15 protein-coding genes and 2 tRNA genes are annotated in these 13,744 nt (G+C 73.7%); 7 read left to right on the forward strand and 10 right to left on the reverse strand.

The genetic code is table 11. The features are described from left to right. Positions 1-19: 19 nt before the first annotated feature. The gene (locus P3T35_RS18055) at positions 20-2,674 is read left to right on the forward strand and encodes a SpoIIE family protein phosphatase (protein ID WP_101380642.1); all 2,655 of its coding nucleotides are present in this window, start codon (positions 20-22) and stop codon (positions 2,672-2,674) included. Between the two features lie 85 nt (positions 2,675-2,759). Here P3T35_RS18055 and P3T35_RS18060 read toward each other — a convergent pair whose 3' ends face one another. After that, on the reverse strand, positions 2,760-3,512 hold the full coding sequence (locus P3T35_RS18060; RefSeq protein WP_280706767.1) for a hypothetical protein: 753 nt from the start codon (positions 3,510-3,512) through the stop codon (positions 2,760-2,762). 275 nt (positions 3,513-3,787) lie between these two features. Further along, positions 3,788-5,569: a phosphatidylglycerol lysyltransferase domain-containing protein gene (locus P3T35_RS18065; RefSeq protein ID WP_280706789.1), complete on the reverse strand. Its 1,782-nt coding sequence runs from the start codon at positions 5,567-5,569 to the stop codon at positions 3,788-3,790. Positions 5,570-5,810: 241 nt separating this feature from the next. Here P3T35_RS18065 and P3T35_RS18070 point away from each other — a divergent pair, with 241 nt between their 5' ends. Both P3T35_RS18070 and P3T35_RS18075 read left to right on the forward strand, forming a co-directional pair. Further along, entirely contained in the window at positions 5,811-6,473 is a 663-nt protein-coding gene (locus P3T35_RS18070; RefSeq protein ID WP_101380643.1) for a response regulator transcription factor, read from the forward strand. Positions 6,474-6,685: 212 nt separating this feature from the next. Next, complete coding sequence (locus P3T35_RS18075) at positions 6,686-7,033, forward strand: chaplin (RefSeq protein ID WP_101380644.1); 348 nt, start codon at positions 6,686-6,688, stop codon at positions 7,031-7,033. A gap of 36 nt (positions 7,034-7,069) precedes the next feature. Here P3T35_RS18075 and P3T35_RS18080 read toward each other — a convergent pair whose 3' ends face one another. Further along, complete coding sequence (locus tag P3T35_RS18080; protein ID WP_180356474.1) at positions 7,070-8,002, reverse strand: hypothetical protein; 933 nt, start codon at positions 8,000-8,002, stop codon at positions 7,070-7,072. 138 nt (positions 8,003-8,140) lie between these two features. Between P3T35_RS18080 and P3T35_RS18085 the strand changes: the two genes are divergently transcribed. After that, a complete protein-coding gene (locus P3T35_RS18085; protein WP_101380645.1) occupies positions 8,141-9,388 on the forward strand; it encodes an MFS transporter in 1,248 nt (415 codons plus the stop codon). Between the two features lie 20 nt (positions 9,389-9,408). Here the strand turns inward: P3T35_RS18085 and P3T35_RS18090 are convergent, their stop codons facing one another. Continuing rightward, positions 9,409-10,107 (reverse strand): alpha/beta fold hydrolase, encoded by a 699-nt coding sequence (locus tag P3T35_RS18090; RefSeq protein WP_101380646.1) that lies wholly within the window; start codon positions 10,105-10,107, stop codon positions 9,409-9,411. A gap of 161 nt (positions 10,108-10,268) precedes the next feature. Between P3T35_RS18090 and P3T35_RS18095 the strand changes: the two genes are divergently transcribed. Next, the gene (locus P3T35_RS18095) at positions 10,269-10,643 is read left to right on the forward strand and encodes a hypothetical protein (RefSeq protein ID WP_101380647.1); all 375 of its coding nucleotides are present in this window, start codon (positions 10,269-10,271) and stop codon (positions 10,641-10,643) included. Positions 10,644-10,673: 30 nt separating this feature from the next. Here P3T35_RS18095 and crcB read toward each other — a convergent pair whose 3' ends face one another. The 4 genes from crcB to P3T35_RS18115 are packed head-to-tail and all read right to left on the reverse strand — an operon-like array spanning position 10,674 to position 12,471. Then, positions 10,674-11,048, reverse strand: coding sequence for a fluoride efflux transporter CrcB (gene crcB, locus P3T35_RS18100; protein WP_101380648.1), 375 nt, complete (start codon positions 11,046-11,048; stop codon positions 10,674-10,676). After that, positions 11,045-11,386 carry a DUF190 domain-containing protein gene (locus tag P3T35_RS18105; protein ID WP_101380649.1) on the reverse strand — a complete coding sequence of 114 codons (342 nt, stop codon included), beginning with the start codon at positions 11,384-11,386 and terminating at the stop codon, positions 11,045-11,047. The genes crcB and P3T35_RS18105 overlap by 4 nt, the downstream gene beginning before the upstream one ends. Next, positions 11,383-11,808, reverse strand: coding sequence for a CrcB family protein (locus P3T35_RS18110; protein WP_101380650.1), 426 nt, complete (start codon positions 11,806-11,808; stop codon positions 11,383-11,385). Before P3T35_RS18110 ends, P3T35_RS18105 begins: the two co-directional genes overlap by 4 nt. A gap of 3 nt (positions 11,809-11,811) precedes the next feature. Next, on the reverse strand, positions 11,812-12,471 hold the full coding sequence (locus tag P3T35_RS18115; protein ID WP_101380651.1) for an MOSC domain-containing protein: 660 nt from the start codon (positions 12,469-12,471) through the stop codon (positions 11,812-11,814). A gap of 94 nt (positions 12,472-12,565) precedes the next feature. Here P3T35_RS18115 and P3T35_RS18120 point away from each other — a divergent pair, with 94 nt between their 5' ends. Further along, positions 12,566-13,102, forward strand: coding sequence for a potassium channel family protein (locus P3T35_RS18120; RefSeq protein ID WP_101380652.1), 537 nt, complete (start codon positions 12,566-12,568; stop codon positions 13,100-13,102). Between the two features lie 31 nt (positions 13,103-13,133). Beyond that, positions 13,134-13,328 (forward strand): hypothetical protein, encoded by a 195-nt coding sequence (locus tag P3T35_RS18125; RefSeq protein WP_101380653.1) that lies wholly within the window; start codon positions 13,134-13,136, stop codon positions 13,326-13,328. Positions 13,329-13,399: 71 nt separating this feature from the next. Here the strand turns inward: P3T35_RS18125 and P3T35_RS18130 are convergent. Together P3T35_RS18130 and P3T35_RS18135 are read right to left on the reverse strand one after the other, a co-directional pair. Further along, positions 13,400-13,483, reverse strand: a tRNA-Leu gene (locus P3T35_RS18130). A 173-nt stretch (positions 13,484-13,656) separates the two neighbouring features. Next, positions 13,657-13,740 (reverse strand) — tRNA-Leu (locus P3T35_RS18135). Positions 13,741-13,744: the final 4 nt, after the last annotated feature.

A 13,744-nucleotide genomic window follows, 5' to 3' on the forward strand; every position in this document is an offset into this window, starting at 1 on the left:
CGGGAGCGATAGCAACCCCATGGCGGATGACCCGAACTCCACAGTGGACACCCCCAGCGAACTCACCGGTGCCGTGGGCGCGTTGACGCCGACCGCCGCGGAGCCGAGCGCGGCCGGGCAGCAGCCGGCCGGCGTGGTGGCCATGGTGCGGCTGGCGGCCGTGCTGATCGACCCGGACGGCCGGATCGCGCTCTGGACCCGGGCGGCCGAGGAGCTCTTCGGCCACCGCACCGGGGCGGTGCAGGACCGGCCGGCCCGCGGGCTGCTGCCGGCCGTGGAGCCGCGGATCGCCAGCGGGCCGCCGCTGCCGGCCGCCCGCCGCTGCGACGCCTTCGACACCCTGGACGACCTGACCAGGACCGGTGCCTGGGCCGGCCTGATGCCGGTGACCGACCGGGAGGACCGGGCCCGCTCGGTGCTCTGGTGGGCCTATCCGCTGATCGAGCCGGACGGCCGCAGCCTGCTGGTGCTGGCCGCCGACGCCCGGCCGCTGCGGGCCCGGGGGCCGCGGATCGCGATCGGCCGGAAACTGATGCCCTACGCCGCCGAGGCCGGGCAGGGAGCCTTCCACTGGATCTCGGCCACCCTGGGCCCGGCCACGCCGGGCGGTGCGGGGCCGCTCACCCCGCTGCTGCCGCGGATCAGCCCGACCCGGCAGCGGCTGCTGCTGCGCCAGGTGGCCGCCGCCGGGGTGCCGGCCCTCTGGGTGGACGCCGGCACGCGACTGCCGGTGGTGCCCTACGAGCCGCAGACCGCCGGGGTGGCGGCGCTGGCCGCCGGGCTGGGCCGGCGCTACCCGACCGCCCAGCAGCGGGTCAGCGCGGCGGGCGGCTCGCCCGCCCTGCGGGTGGTCCCGGACCCGGCCGGCGAGCCCCGCCCCGACCCGGCCTCGCCCGTGCCGGCCCCGCGCGGCGGTGCGGCGTCGACCGGCGCCAACGGCCACGCCCGGGACGGCGCCGAGCAGCTGTCCCAGCTGCTGACCAACGGGCAGGCGGGGGAGCAGCTGACCCTGCTGAACGAGGTCGGCTCCAAGGTCGGCACCACCCTGGAGCTGGACACCACCGCCCGCGAGCTCTGCCAGGTGCTGGTGCCCCGGGTCGCCGACTTCGCCTGCGTGGACCTGCTGGACCGGCTGATCTCGGACGCCGAACTGCCCGAGGAGCAGCCGGACGACGACACCATGCTGCGCCGGGTGGCCCGCAGCTTCCACCGGGCCGACGACCAGTGGGGGCACGTGCTGGACGAGGGCGCGCTGCTGGCGATGCCGCGCTCCACCCCGCCCGGGATGGCGCTGCAGAAGAACCAGGCGGTGCTGGTCCCGGTGGTCGGCGCGGACATCGCGGTGGACTACGCGGCGGCGCTGGGCGGCGGCCCCGGCCTGGTCCCGGTGGTCTCCGGGCGCTCGATGCTGGTGCTGCCGCTGTCCGCGCGCGGCACCGTGCTGGGCATCCTCAAGCTGCTGCGGCTGCCGGACCGGGCGCCGTTCGACGAGTCGGACGCCGCCACCCTGCTGGAGCTGGCCGCCCGGGCCGCGCTGTCGCTGGACAACGCCCGGCTGCACCGGGCCGAGTCCAAGGTGGCCACCACCCTGCAGCGCTCGATGATCCCGACCCGGCCGCCGCAGATCCCCGGCGTGCAGATCGCCCACCGCTACATGCCCGGCGACCGCCGGGCCGAGGTGGGCGGCGACTGGTTCGACGCGATCCAGCTGCCCGGCAGCCGGGTGGCGCTGGTGGTCGGCGACGTGATGGGGCACGGGCTGCACTCGGCCGCCGCGATGGGCCGGTTCCGCACCGCGATGCAGACCCTGGCCGCGCTCGACCTGCCGCCCGGGCAGCTTCTGCGCCACCTGGACAACCTGGCCCAGAAGATCGGCGACGACCACCTGGCCACCTGCCTCTACGCGGTCTACGACCCGATCAACCGCACCTGCGAGCTGGCCAGCGCCGGCCACGTGCCGCCGGTGCTGGTGCACCCGGACGGCACCGGCGAGCTGCTGGAGATCCCGGCCGGCGCGCCGATCGGGGTCGGCGGGGTGCCGTTCGTGGCCAAGAAGATCGACGTCAGTGACGGCTCGATGCTGGTGATGTGCACCGACGGGCTGGTCGAGGTGCGCGGTGGCGACATAGGAGCCGGGCTGGCCGCGCTCTGCGGCAACCTGATCGATCCGCGGCGCAGTCCGGAGGAGGCCTGCGACACCGTGCTGGACCGGCTGCACAGCGACGACCGCAAGGACGACGTGGCGCTGCTGGTGGCCCGGTTCGACGGGGTGGCGGAGACCGAGGTGGCGACCTGGACGCTGGCCGTGGACACCGCCGAGGTGGGCCGGGCCCGCCTGCTGGTCCGCGAGCGGCTGGCCGCCTGGGGGCTGAGCGCGCTCGGCGACACCACCGAGCTGCTGGTCAGCGAGCTGGTGACGAACGCGGTCCGGGTGGCCAGGGACTATGTGCAGCTGCAGCTGATCCGGGTGGACAAGCTGCTGGTGGAGGTCAGCGACGACAACTACAACCTGCCCTCGCTGGTGCCGGCCGAGTCGATGGACGAGAAGGGACGCGGCCTCAACCTGGTGAGCCAGCTGGCCGAGCGCTGGGGCACGGCCCGCAAGGCGGTGGGCAAGGTGGTCTGGTTCGAGCAGTCGCTGCCGCGCGGCTACCAGGCGCTGCCGCACGACTGACCGGCCGCCGGCCGGGCGGGTCGGTGCCGTCGGCCGGGCGGGTCGGTGCCGTCGGCCGGCGATGGGTCGGCCGACGGCGGCCGATTCAGGCGGTCCGCTGCTTGGCGAACAGGTGGGCCGCGCCCACCCCGTCCAGCACTCGGGACCAGTAGCCGCCGAACAGCTTGCCGACGGCGAGCAGCAGCACCGCGGTGCAGAGCGCCACGATGTGCTCCATCCCGGCCAGGTTGGGGATCGCGATCACCTCGACGGCCATCACCACGAACACCCCGACCGCGGTGACCCAGGCCCGGGTCTTCCACGCCACGCAGAGGATGAGCGCCACCACGGCGGCCGACGGGCCGGAGTCCCGCACGTGCGCGAGCGCGGGCGACAGGCCCGGCAGGTGGTCGCGGCCGAGCGCGACCCCGATCCGGGCGAACAGGGTGCCGGCCAGCGTGCAGGCGTAGGCGATCACCAGGGTGGCCCGGCGGCCCAGCACGATCTCGGCGATCCCGAAGACCACCAGCACCTGGACCAGCGCGCCCCAGACCGGCAGATCGAGCGCCGGCACGAAGAGCGACAGCGGAGTGCGCAGCAGCGAGAGGTCCAGTGGCTGCCCGGCCTTGACCTCGCCGAGCTGGTTCACCACCCGCTGACCGTGCGGCAGTTGCTGGGTGATGTCGAACAGCAGGATGAGCAGCGTCGCACCGACCGCCAGTGGCACGGCGGCGAGCCGCTTGGTGCGCACCGACTCCCAGACGGTGCCGAAGAGGGTTCCCCACTCGGCGACAACGGCGCGTCGGATCAGCCCCGACCGCCCCTGCCGCACGTCCCCCGCGTGGGCCTTCTGATTCACGACAGCCTCTCTGTTCCGTTCACGAATTTACGGTCCCGATCAGGCCCGATCCCGAGCCTGTTCCGCTCACTTGGAGTCGTTCTCAAGCCTAGGCAGTTCCAACAACGACCGAATCGCTCTCCATACCGATTCGAGCGTCATCCTCAGGTGGGATGGCACACATCCAAAGGTCGGGGGCTGCCCTCATCGGGGACGCACCAAACCCCCGGGCTCCCCCTAAGGGCTCCCCCTCAGGGACCACTCTTCGCGGTCCCCCTCCGCCCCCCGGCGGAGGGCTACCCCTTCCCGTCGCCTTCCGCCGCGGGCGCCGGCGGCGGCGCCGATGGGACGGCGGGCCGCCGATGCCGGCGACGGAAGAGCGCTGGGAGGCTCGGTGCGGTGATGAAGCCCTCCGCACGGGCGTTGGCGATACCGATCCGGGGCAGCTCGCTGCTCTTCTCGAAGAGCAGATAGCGCGGCTCCCAGATCGGCCGGTACTTGGCATTCGCCCGGTACAGCGACTCGATCTGCCACCAGCGGGAGAAGAAGCCGAGAATCGAGCGCCACAGCCGCAGCACCGGGCCGGCACCGAGTCGGGAGCCGCGCTCGAATACCGAGCGGAACATCGCGAAGTTCAGCGAAACCCGCTCCAGCTGGAGTTCCTTGCGGCCCTTCTCCAGCAGTTCGATCACCATGAACTCGACCAGGCCGTTCTCGGACTCCCGGTCCCGGCGCATCAGGTCGAGCGACAGGCCCTTCTCGCCCCACGGCACGAAGCTCAGCAGGGCCCGCAGCTCCCCGTCCCCGTCATGGCACTCCAGCATCACGCAGCGCCCGTCGGCCGGATCGCCGAGCCGGCCCAGCGCCATCGAGAAGCCGCGCTCGGTCTGGCCGTCCCGCCAGTGGTCGGCCCGGTTCAGCAGCTCGACCATCTCCTGCTCGGGGATGTCCTCGTGCCGCCGGATCCGCACCGTGTAGCCGGCCCGCTTGACCCGGTTGTAGGCCTGGCGGACCACCCGCATCGCGCGGCCCTCCATGGAGAACTCGTCGAGCTCCACGATCGCCTCGTCGCCCAGCTCCAGGGCGTCCAGACCGTGCCGGGCGTAGATCATCCCGGCCTCCTCGGAGGCGCCGGTGACGGCCGGCGCCCAGGCGTGCTCCCGGGCCTCGGCCAGCCAGAGCTCGATCGCGCCCGGCCAGGCCTCCGGGTCGCCGATCGGATCGCCGGAGGCCAGCGAGACCCCGCCGACCACCCGGTAGGTGACCGCGGCCTTGCCGGACGGCGAGAAGATCACCGCCTTGTCGCGCCGGGTGGCGAAGTACCCCAGCGAGTCCCGCTCGCCCTGCTTGGCCAGCAGCTCGCGCAGCCGGGTCTCGTCCTCCGGGGTGAGCAGCTCCTTGCCGCGCGGGCTGCGGAACGCCACGTAGAGCACCAGCAGGAAGAGCACCGCGCCCATCGCGTTGATGAAGGCGTTGACCCAGTTCGGGACGTCGATCACGTCCATCACCCGCTCCGACGGGGTCACCGTGATCATGCGGGCGAGCGCATAGCCGAACCGGTCGCCGAAGCCGGCGCCCGAGAGCGAGTTGTTGGCGTCCACCAGCAGCGAGCCGACCAGCCCGCCGAGCAGCAGGCCGCCGACGAAGGTGGCGGCCGCCATCCACGGGTTGGACCGGTCGCCCTTGGAGGTGAACTCCTTGCGCCCGACCACCAGGCAGAGCATGAACAGGCCGGTCAGCACGGCGGAGAAGTAGTTGAAGGCGTGCCGGTTGTAGTGGTCCGCGCCGGGCACGCCAAGCGCCAGCACATAGGTCAGGAAGGTCAGCCCGCCGAGCCCGCAGTTGAAGATCCAGGCGGCCCGCTTGCGCCGCCGCATCGCCACCGCCAGGAACAGCGACAGCACGGCGGCAGCCAGGCCGGCAGTCGCCAGGTACGGAGTGAAGAACTGCCCCTCGGAGTGGTGGCGCACGGTCTGGCGGAACGGCGCGGCGACCACCGCCACCAGGTTGAGCAGCGCGATCAGCCGCAGGTACCAGACGGTGCCGGCGGCGGCGAGCGGCCGCAGCCGGGCCGACAGGCTCCGGCGGGGCCCGGCCGAGGCAGCCGAGGCCGGCTGCTTGGTGGGGGAGGACACGGGATCAATTCCAAACGATCAGGTCCAGGGGCGCATCCGCACCTGGTGGCACGTCATCAATCGTGGCTCAACCGCCGTGCCGAGCGCGTGCTGCGGCCAGTGGATTCGGCCCCCGCCGATCGGCGGGGGTGGCAACCGCTTTTGGCCCTAGGCTCGTCCCCGTGGGAAGGACAGAGGAGGAGCAGTGGAACCGATCCGCGTGCTGATCGTCGACGACGAGCTGCTGGTCCGCTCGGGCCTTGGCATGATCGTCGGTTCGGCGCCCGACCTGGAGCTGGTCGGCACCTGCTCCGGCGGCGACGCCGAGGAGTGCGCGCGCCGGCTGAAGCCACAGGTGGTGCTGCTGGACGTCCGGATGCCCGATCTGGACGGCCTCGCGGTGCTGCGGCTGCTGCGCGCCCTGCCCGACCCGCCGGCCGTCTCGATGCTCACCACCTTCGACACCGACGAGTACATCGGCACCGCGCTGCGCGGCGGAGCGGCCGGCTTCCTGCTCAAGGACACCGCGCCCGACCAGCTGGTGCACGCCGTGCGGGTGCTGGCGGCCGGCGGCTCGATGCTGTCGCCCGCGGTGACCCGCACGGTGATCGGCGGCTACGTGGAGGGCGGCGGGCCGGACGCCGACGCGCTCGCCCTGGTCCGCACCCTGACCGGGCGTGAGCTGGACGTGCTGGCGCTGCTCGGCGAGGGGCTGGCCAACGCCGAGATCGCCGACCGGCTGCTGCTGGGCACCGGCACCGTCAAGGACCACATCAGCGCGATCCTCAGCAAGCTCGGGGCCGCGAACCGGGTGCAGGCCGCCGTGATCGCCCACCGCGCCGGACTGGTCCGCCCGGCCCGGCCCTGACCGTCCACCAGGCCCCGTGCCACCGGTCGGCGCCTTCGCCGGCCGGTGGCACGGCTGCGCCGTGCGGGTGACTTGGATACCCCTAGTGGGCGGCGTAGCGCGCCAAACAGGACTCCACGACGAAGAGTGACCAGGGGAACACTTTCGGCCAACTCCGGTCGCCGGTGCTCGCTCTAAGACTCGTTCGATCCGCAAGGAATTGGAGAACACCCATGAAGGACTTCCGCAGGGCTCTGGTGCTGACCTGCGCTGCCGGCGCGCTCGTACTGGGGGGTGCCGGCGCCGCGTCGGCCGACGCCACCGCGGAGGGCGCCGCGATCGGCTCGCCCGGCATCCTGTCCGGCAACGTCGTCCAGATCCCGATCGACATCCCGATCAACGTCTGCGGCAACTCGCTCAATGTGATCGGTCTGCTCAACCCCGCGTTCGGCAACACCTGCATCAACGGCGACATCAACGGGCGCGAGCACGACAACGACCACGACCACGACCGCGACCACCACCACCACGACCACGACCACGACCACGACCACGACCACGACCACGAGAACGACGACTGACCGACCCCGCGCGCAGGCATCGGCCGGTCCCGCCGCTCAGGCGGGGCCGGCCGTTCGCCGTCCGCGCCGCCCGGCGCCCGTCGGCCCGGGCGTGCCCTCCCCCAGCCTTCGGCCGGGGGGACCCCCGAGGCGCAGCTGGCGCAGTGTCCACCCCCGGCCTGCCGGATCCAGCTCCCGGGTGGCCGCCGTGAACAGTTCGGCGGCCCGCCGGTAGGAGAGCCGCCCGCGCCCGGTCAGCGGGCAGCGGTCGGCCGCCGGCACCGTCGCCGGGGCCCGGCGGTCCGTCAGCAGCAGCGGCCCGCCGGCCCGGCTGACCAGCAGCAGCGGCAGCAGCCGGGCGGTTCCGGCACCCCAGCTCAGATCGGCCGCCCGACCCCGGCCGCGCCGCCCGGACCGGTCGATGTCGTCCACGTCCAGCGCCAGGATCCGCCCCATCGGCGCCCCCGACTCATGGACCAGATGCCAGCAGACCTGGTCCCGCAGCGGTGCCGGCAGCGCCAGCACCGCCCGCACCTGCGCCTCGGTGAGCGGGCCCTTCCCCATGGGGGTCCCCCCGGCCGGAGGCTGGGGGACTTCGGCCGGCGGGACTCCCATCACCGCCGCCGGCTCGACCGCCGCGCCGGCCAGCGGGTCAGTGGTCAGCCAGCCCTGGGCGCGCCACCAGCCGATCGCGCCGCGCAATGCCGACAGCTCCCGGTTGACGGTGCGCGGCTCGGCGGCGCGGGCCGCCACCGCCGACCGCAGCCGCCGCGCCGCCCGGGGATCGTCCAGCAGGGCCAGCGGCAGCACCGGCGGGGCCGCCCGGCGCCGCTCCTCGCCGACCGGCGGGGTGCGGCCGGCCAGTGCCCAGGCCCAGGTCGCCAGCGCGATCCGGTACACCCGCCGGGAGCCCTCGGAGAGCCGAGCAGCCGTCAGATAGTGCTCCACCGCAACCGAGTACTCCACCGGTTCCCGCAGTAAATCAACCACTGGAAATCCCCTCTTCGCCCAGCTCAGCGCCGATTTACTGCGCCATTTGAAGCATAGTCAGAAATTGATGCCGAATAACTCAGTTTTCGGCCGCGAAACCCTTGTGCGCCGACATTTGCGCGCGGCACGCTGCTACCCATGACCACCGCGCTGAAGGAGCGCCACGGGCCCGGACGGGCCCGTGGGGTGCGCTCCGCCATGTCCCTGTTACGGCGGGAACGGAACTTCCGCTGGTTCCTGCCCGGCCATGCCACCTCGCTGTTCGGCTCCGCGATGGCCCCCGTCGCGCTCGCCTTCGCGCTGCTGCACGGCTCCGGCGGGGCCGACACCCTCGGCTGGGTGCTGACCGCCCGGATCGTGCCGGTGGTGCTGATGCTGCTGGTCGGCGGCGCGGCGGCGGACCGGCTGGGCAGCCGCCGGGTGATGCTCACCGCCGACGCGGTGCGGGTCGTCTCGCAGAGCGGCTTCGCGGTCGCGCTGCTGACGGGGTACCGGCCGCTCGGGCTGCTGCTGGCGCTGGCGGCGGCGGGCGGCGTCGGCGAGGCGGTGTTCACCCCGGCGCTGAACGCCCTGATCCCGCGGATCGCGCCCGCCGAGCAGCTCGCCCAGGCCAACGCGATGATCACGCTGGTCCGCTCCACCGCCAATGTGGCCGGGCCGGCGCTGGCCGGCCTGCTCACCGCCTGGGCCGGCCCCGGGGTGGTGCTGGCAGCGGACGCGAGCAGCTTCGCGATCAGCCTGCTGGCGCTCAGCCGGGTGGCCATCGCCCTGCCGCCGACCGGGCGCCGGCCCGGTCTGCTCGCCGAACTGCGCGAGGGCTGGGGCGAGTTCCGCTCCCGCACTTGGCTGTGGACCACCTGCCTGCAGGCCTGCTTCTTCAATCTGCTGCTCTGGGCACCGTTCCTGGTGCTCGGCCCGGCCAGCACCGAGCAGCATCTGGGCGGGGCCCGGGCCTGGGGGCTGGTGATGGCCTGCTTCGGCGGCGGCTCGGTGCTGGGCTCACTGCTGCTGCTCGGCCGCGACCCGCGCCGCCCGGTGCTGGTCTCCATGATCACGGGGCTCGGCTATGTGCTGCCCTCGGCCGCGCTGGCGTTCGGTGCCGCGCTGCCCTGGGTCTGCGCGGCCGCGCTGCTGGCCGGCACCGCCTCCGCGGTCTCCGGAAGCCTGACCGCGCTGGCCTGGCAGCGGCTGATCCCGGACCACCTGCAGGCGCGGGTCAGCGCCTACGGCTACCTGGGTGCCTTCGCGCTCGGCCCGGTGGGGCTGGCCCTGGCCGGCCCGGCCGCGGCACTGCTGGGCACCGGGACGGTGCTGGCGGCGGGTGCGGTCTGCCAACTGGTGTCCACCGCCGCGGTGCTGGGCGTGCGCGCCGTCCGGGACAACTAGCGGCACCGCCTGCCGCCCGGTCAGCGGCTCCTGGGCAGCGGGATGTGCAGCCCCGTCTGGTCCGCCCCGCGCGCCGCCAGCGCCTCGGCCACCGGCCCGGGCACCGGCCGCAACCCGAGCAGCGCGGCCACCAGGCCGGCCGCGCCGCGGTGCCAGTCCCGGTGGCGGCGCAGCATCGCGTGGTCGCCGCCGGCCACCTCGATCCCGGCGACTGCCGCCCCGGCCGCCCGGGCCCGCGCGGCGAAGGCCAGGGTGGCGGCCGGGTCGGTCACCCGGTCCAGGTCGCCGTGCAGGGTGACCAGGGTGCGGCCGGCCAGTTGCTCGCAGGGGTCGTCCGGCGGGCACCACGGGGCCAGTGCGACCACCCCGGTGACCGCCCGGTGCCCGGCCGCCCGCAGCGCGGCCCGACCGCCCATCGAATGCCCGAGCAGCACCACCGGCACCGGCCCGCACTCGGCGGCCACCGCGTCCAGTGCGGCCAGCACGTCCTGGGCGGCGTCGGCCCGGTCCCCGTTCCAGCCCCGGTGGCGGTAGCGCACCAGGCCGACCGCCACCGCGCCGCCCGCGGTGGCCCGGCGCAGCGGACGCAGGAACGGCCCCATCCGCACCGCCGCCGGCTGCCAGGGGCGGGCCGGCGCCAGATCGGCCTCCCGCCCGCCGTGCAGCACCAGCACCACCGCGCGGGCCCCGGCCGACCGGACCTTCCACCGCAGCCTCATCACCCGGCTCCTCCTGCCATCAGTCGACCCTGCACGGACGATCTCCGGCAGGTCCGGACAACTATCAGTCAATACCGATCAGCCACCCGGCATGCACCCGCCATCTCCCTACCCTCGTGACCAGCAGCACGATCACCTCACCCCGCACCTGGAGGTACCCGATGGCCGGAGTCGAGACGGCGCTCAAGGAGGCCCTGACCATCGACGGCGCCCTGGGCGCGGCCCTGGTCGACATGGGCAGCGGCATGGCCCTGGGCACCCTGGGCCACTCCGCCGACCTGGACCTCACCCTGGCCGCGGCCGGCAGCACCGACCTGGTCCGGGCCACCCTGCGGGCCAACGAGCTGCAGGGCCGCACCGGCGAGGCGATGGAGGACATCCTCACCACGCTGACCCACCAGTACCACCTGATCCGCCCGCTCACCGGAGCGGGCGGCGAGGGCCTCTTCCTCTACCTGGTGCTGGACCGCTCCCGCGCCAACCTGGCGATGGCACGCCATCACATCCGGCGCGTGGAGAGCGGGCTGACGGTCTGACCAAAACAGTCGGGTGGACCGGGCGGGCCGTCAGAACAGCAGCCCGGCCAGCCCGGCGCCCGCGTACACCGCCGCCATCCCCACCACCAGCGACACCGCGACATTGGCCGCGGCCCAACCCCGGGCGCCGGTCTCCAGCAGCCGCAGCGTCTCGTAGCTGAACGTCGAGTAGGTGGTCAGCGCCCCGCAGAACCCGGTGCCGACCAGCAGCTGCAGCTGCCCGGACGCGGCCCCGGCGGCCACCGCCCCGGTCACCAGGCCCAGCACCAGGGAGCCGAGCGCGTTCACCGCAAGGGTGCCCCACGGAAAGTCCGAGCCGTACCGCGCCTGCACCGCGCGGTCCGTCAGGAACCGCAGCGGCGCGCCCACCACGGCACCCACCGCCACCAGTACCGCCCCGTTCACCCGTCGGCCTCCGGCCCGCCGTACACGTGCACCTCTTCCACTGTCACCAGCCCGCGGCTGCCGAGCAGTTCGTCCAGCCGGGGCAGGAACGCCCGGACCCGTTCGGCCCGGTCCACGATCACCACCGCCACCGGCAGCCCGTCACTGATCGAGAGCAGCCCGGCCGAGTGCACCGCCCGCCCGGCGCCGTAGCCCTCCACCCCGTGGAAGACCGAGGCGCCGGCCAGCCCGGCCGCTCGGGCCCGCCGCACGATCTCACCGGCCAGCGGCCGATGGTGCCAGAGGTCGGTGTCACCGACCAGTACGGTCAGCCGCAGTGCCGGCCCGCCCCACCTCATCGCGCACCCCCGCGCCGGGCCAGCCACCAGCGGGTGCCGGCCGCGCCCGCCGCCACCGCCGCCATCGCGGCCAGCAGGGTGCCCGTCAGATAGCCGACCGCGAGCAGCGGATGATGGCCGACCAGCAGCCGGCGCACGTCCACGCAGTAGGTGGAGAAGGTGGTGAAGCCGCCCAGCACGCCGGTACCGAAGAACGGCCGGACCAGCCGGTGGGCCGGCCGCCCCTCGGTGATCGCCACCAGGAAGACCCCGATCACCAGGCAGCCCACCACGTTGATCAGCAGCGTGGTCCACGGGAAGGCCGCCCGGGGCGTCGGCCACAGCAGCCCCAGCCCGTACCGCGCCTCCGCACCGAGCACACCGCCGACCGCGACCACCGCCACCGCCTGGTACTGCGCTGCCGCCGCGGTTCGCTCCGCCATGACTCAGTCCGCCTTCGCCTCGACCCGCCGCCGGGCCTTGTCCCGCAGCTTCTCCGGCAGCTCGGCCACCGGGAGCAGCCGGGACAGCAGCGCGGGCTCCAGCGTCACCGCCCGGAAGACGGTGGCCACGTCCAGCCCGTGCTGCGGCCGGTGCACCACCCGCACCGCGTCCCCGGCGGCCACCGGCCCCGCCTCGACCACCCGCAGATAGGCACCTGGCCGGGCCCGCTCGGAGAACCGCTTCACCCAGCCCTGCTCGCCCAGCCAGCCCTGGAAGGTGCGGCACGGGATCCGCGGCGCCGAGACCTCCAGCAGCAGCGCGTCCCCGATCCGCCAGCGCTCGCCGATCAGCGCGCCGCTGACGTCCAGGCCCTCGGTGGTCAGGTTCTCGCCGAACACCCCGGGCGGCAGCTCCCGCTCCAGCTCCAGCGCCCAGTCGGCCAGGTCCTCGGCGGCATAGGCGTACACCGCCTGATCGGGGCCGCCGTGATGGCGCAGATCACAGATGGTGTCACCGGTCACACCGCTGCCCTGCGCCGGTGCCGCGACCGCCACCGGGCCGGTCACCGGGCGCTTGTCGATCCCGGTCACCCCGGGCGCGGAGAACTCGGTCGGCCGCGCCGTCCCGATGTTGACGGAGCGGATGACGGACTGCGGTTCCATACCCCTCACGCTACCCGGCCGACCCGAACCGCCCCAGGCCCGGACGGCGCAGCAGACCGGGCCGCCGCACCCGACTCGGCCCAAGGTGGAGAGCATGGCCCCGCCGAAGCGCCCCTCCCCGTTCATGGCCTTCCTGGTCCTGGTGGTCTGCCCCACCGCCCTGCTGACCGCCTACTTCACGGTGCCCTTGGGCAGCTTCGGCCCGGAACACCCGGTGCTGAGCTGGACCGTCTTCCTGTCCATCCTGGCCGGGCTGGCCGTCGTGCTGATCCGCCAGATCGCCCTCATCATGCGGGAGAGCGAGCAGGGCTTGCCGGCCCTGGGCATCCTGGCCGTCTCCGTCCTGGCCCTGGTGGCCTTCTCCGCCGCCTACTTCGTGCTGGCCCGCCGGCCCGGGGAGTTCTCCGGCCTGAACACCCGGCTGGACGCGCTCTACTTCACGGTGGTCACCATGGCGACCGTCGGCTACGGCGACATCGTCGCAACCGGTCAGTCCTCCCGGGTGGTGGTGGTAGTGCAGATCGTCTACACGCTGGTCTTCCTGGCGGCCGGCTTCACCGCGTTGGGCCAGCGGGCCCGCCGCCGGTTCGGCAGCGGCCGGCATGACGACGACCGATCCGGCCACGGTTGAGGAATCCGCACCCCCGGCACATGCTGGTCAGGTGACCGCGATGTTCGAAGAGGAGCTCCGCGCCCAGCTGGCCGCGGCCCGCGAGGATCTGGCCAAGGCCGCCGACGATGGCGACTTCGACGGTGTGCAGGCCTGCGAGGGCCGGATCGCCGGGCTGCTCCGACTGGCCGCCAGCCACGGGATCAACCTGCCGCACACCCCGTCCGAGGAACGCGGCAATTCCTGATCTCTTCCCACACCGCCCCGCACACGTAGGAAGGCCCGGTTCGGATTTCTCCGAACCGGGCCTGCCGGTTGTGCGCGAGGGGGGAGTTGAACCCCCACGCCCTTTCGGGCACTGGAACCTGAATCCAGCGCGTCTGCCTATTCCGCCACCCGCGCATCTGGGTGCTGTCGAAGATGCTAGCCGATTCGCCGGGGTGCGGTCGACGCGGGCCCGGCGGGCGAGGCCGGATCGCTCCGGTCGGGCCGCCGACACGGGATCAACCTGCCGCCGCTGCCCGGACATACAAGAAGCCCCGGTTCGGATTTCTCCGAACCGGGGCTTCCGGTTGTGCGCGAGGGGGGAGTTGAACCCCCACGCCCTTTCGGGCACTGGAACCTGAATCCAGCGCGTCTGCCTATTCCGCCACCCGCGCATCT

Source organism: Kitasatospora sp. GP30 (genome assembly GCF_029892145.1).
GTDB classification, from domain to species: domain Bacteria; phylum Actinomycetota; class Actinomycetes; order Streptomycetales; family Streptomycetaceae; genus Kitasatospora; species Kitasatospora acidiphila.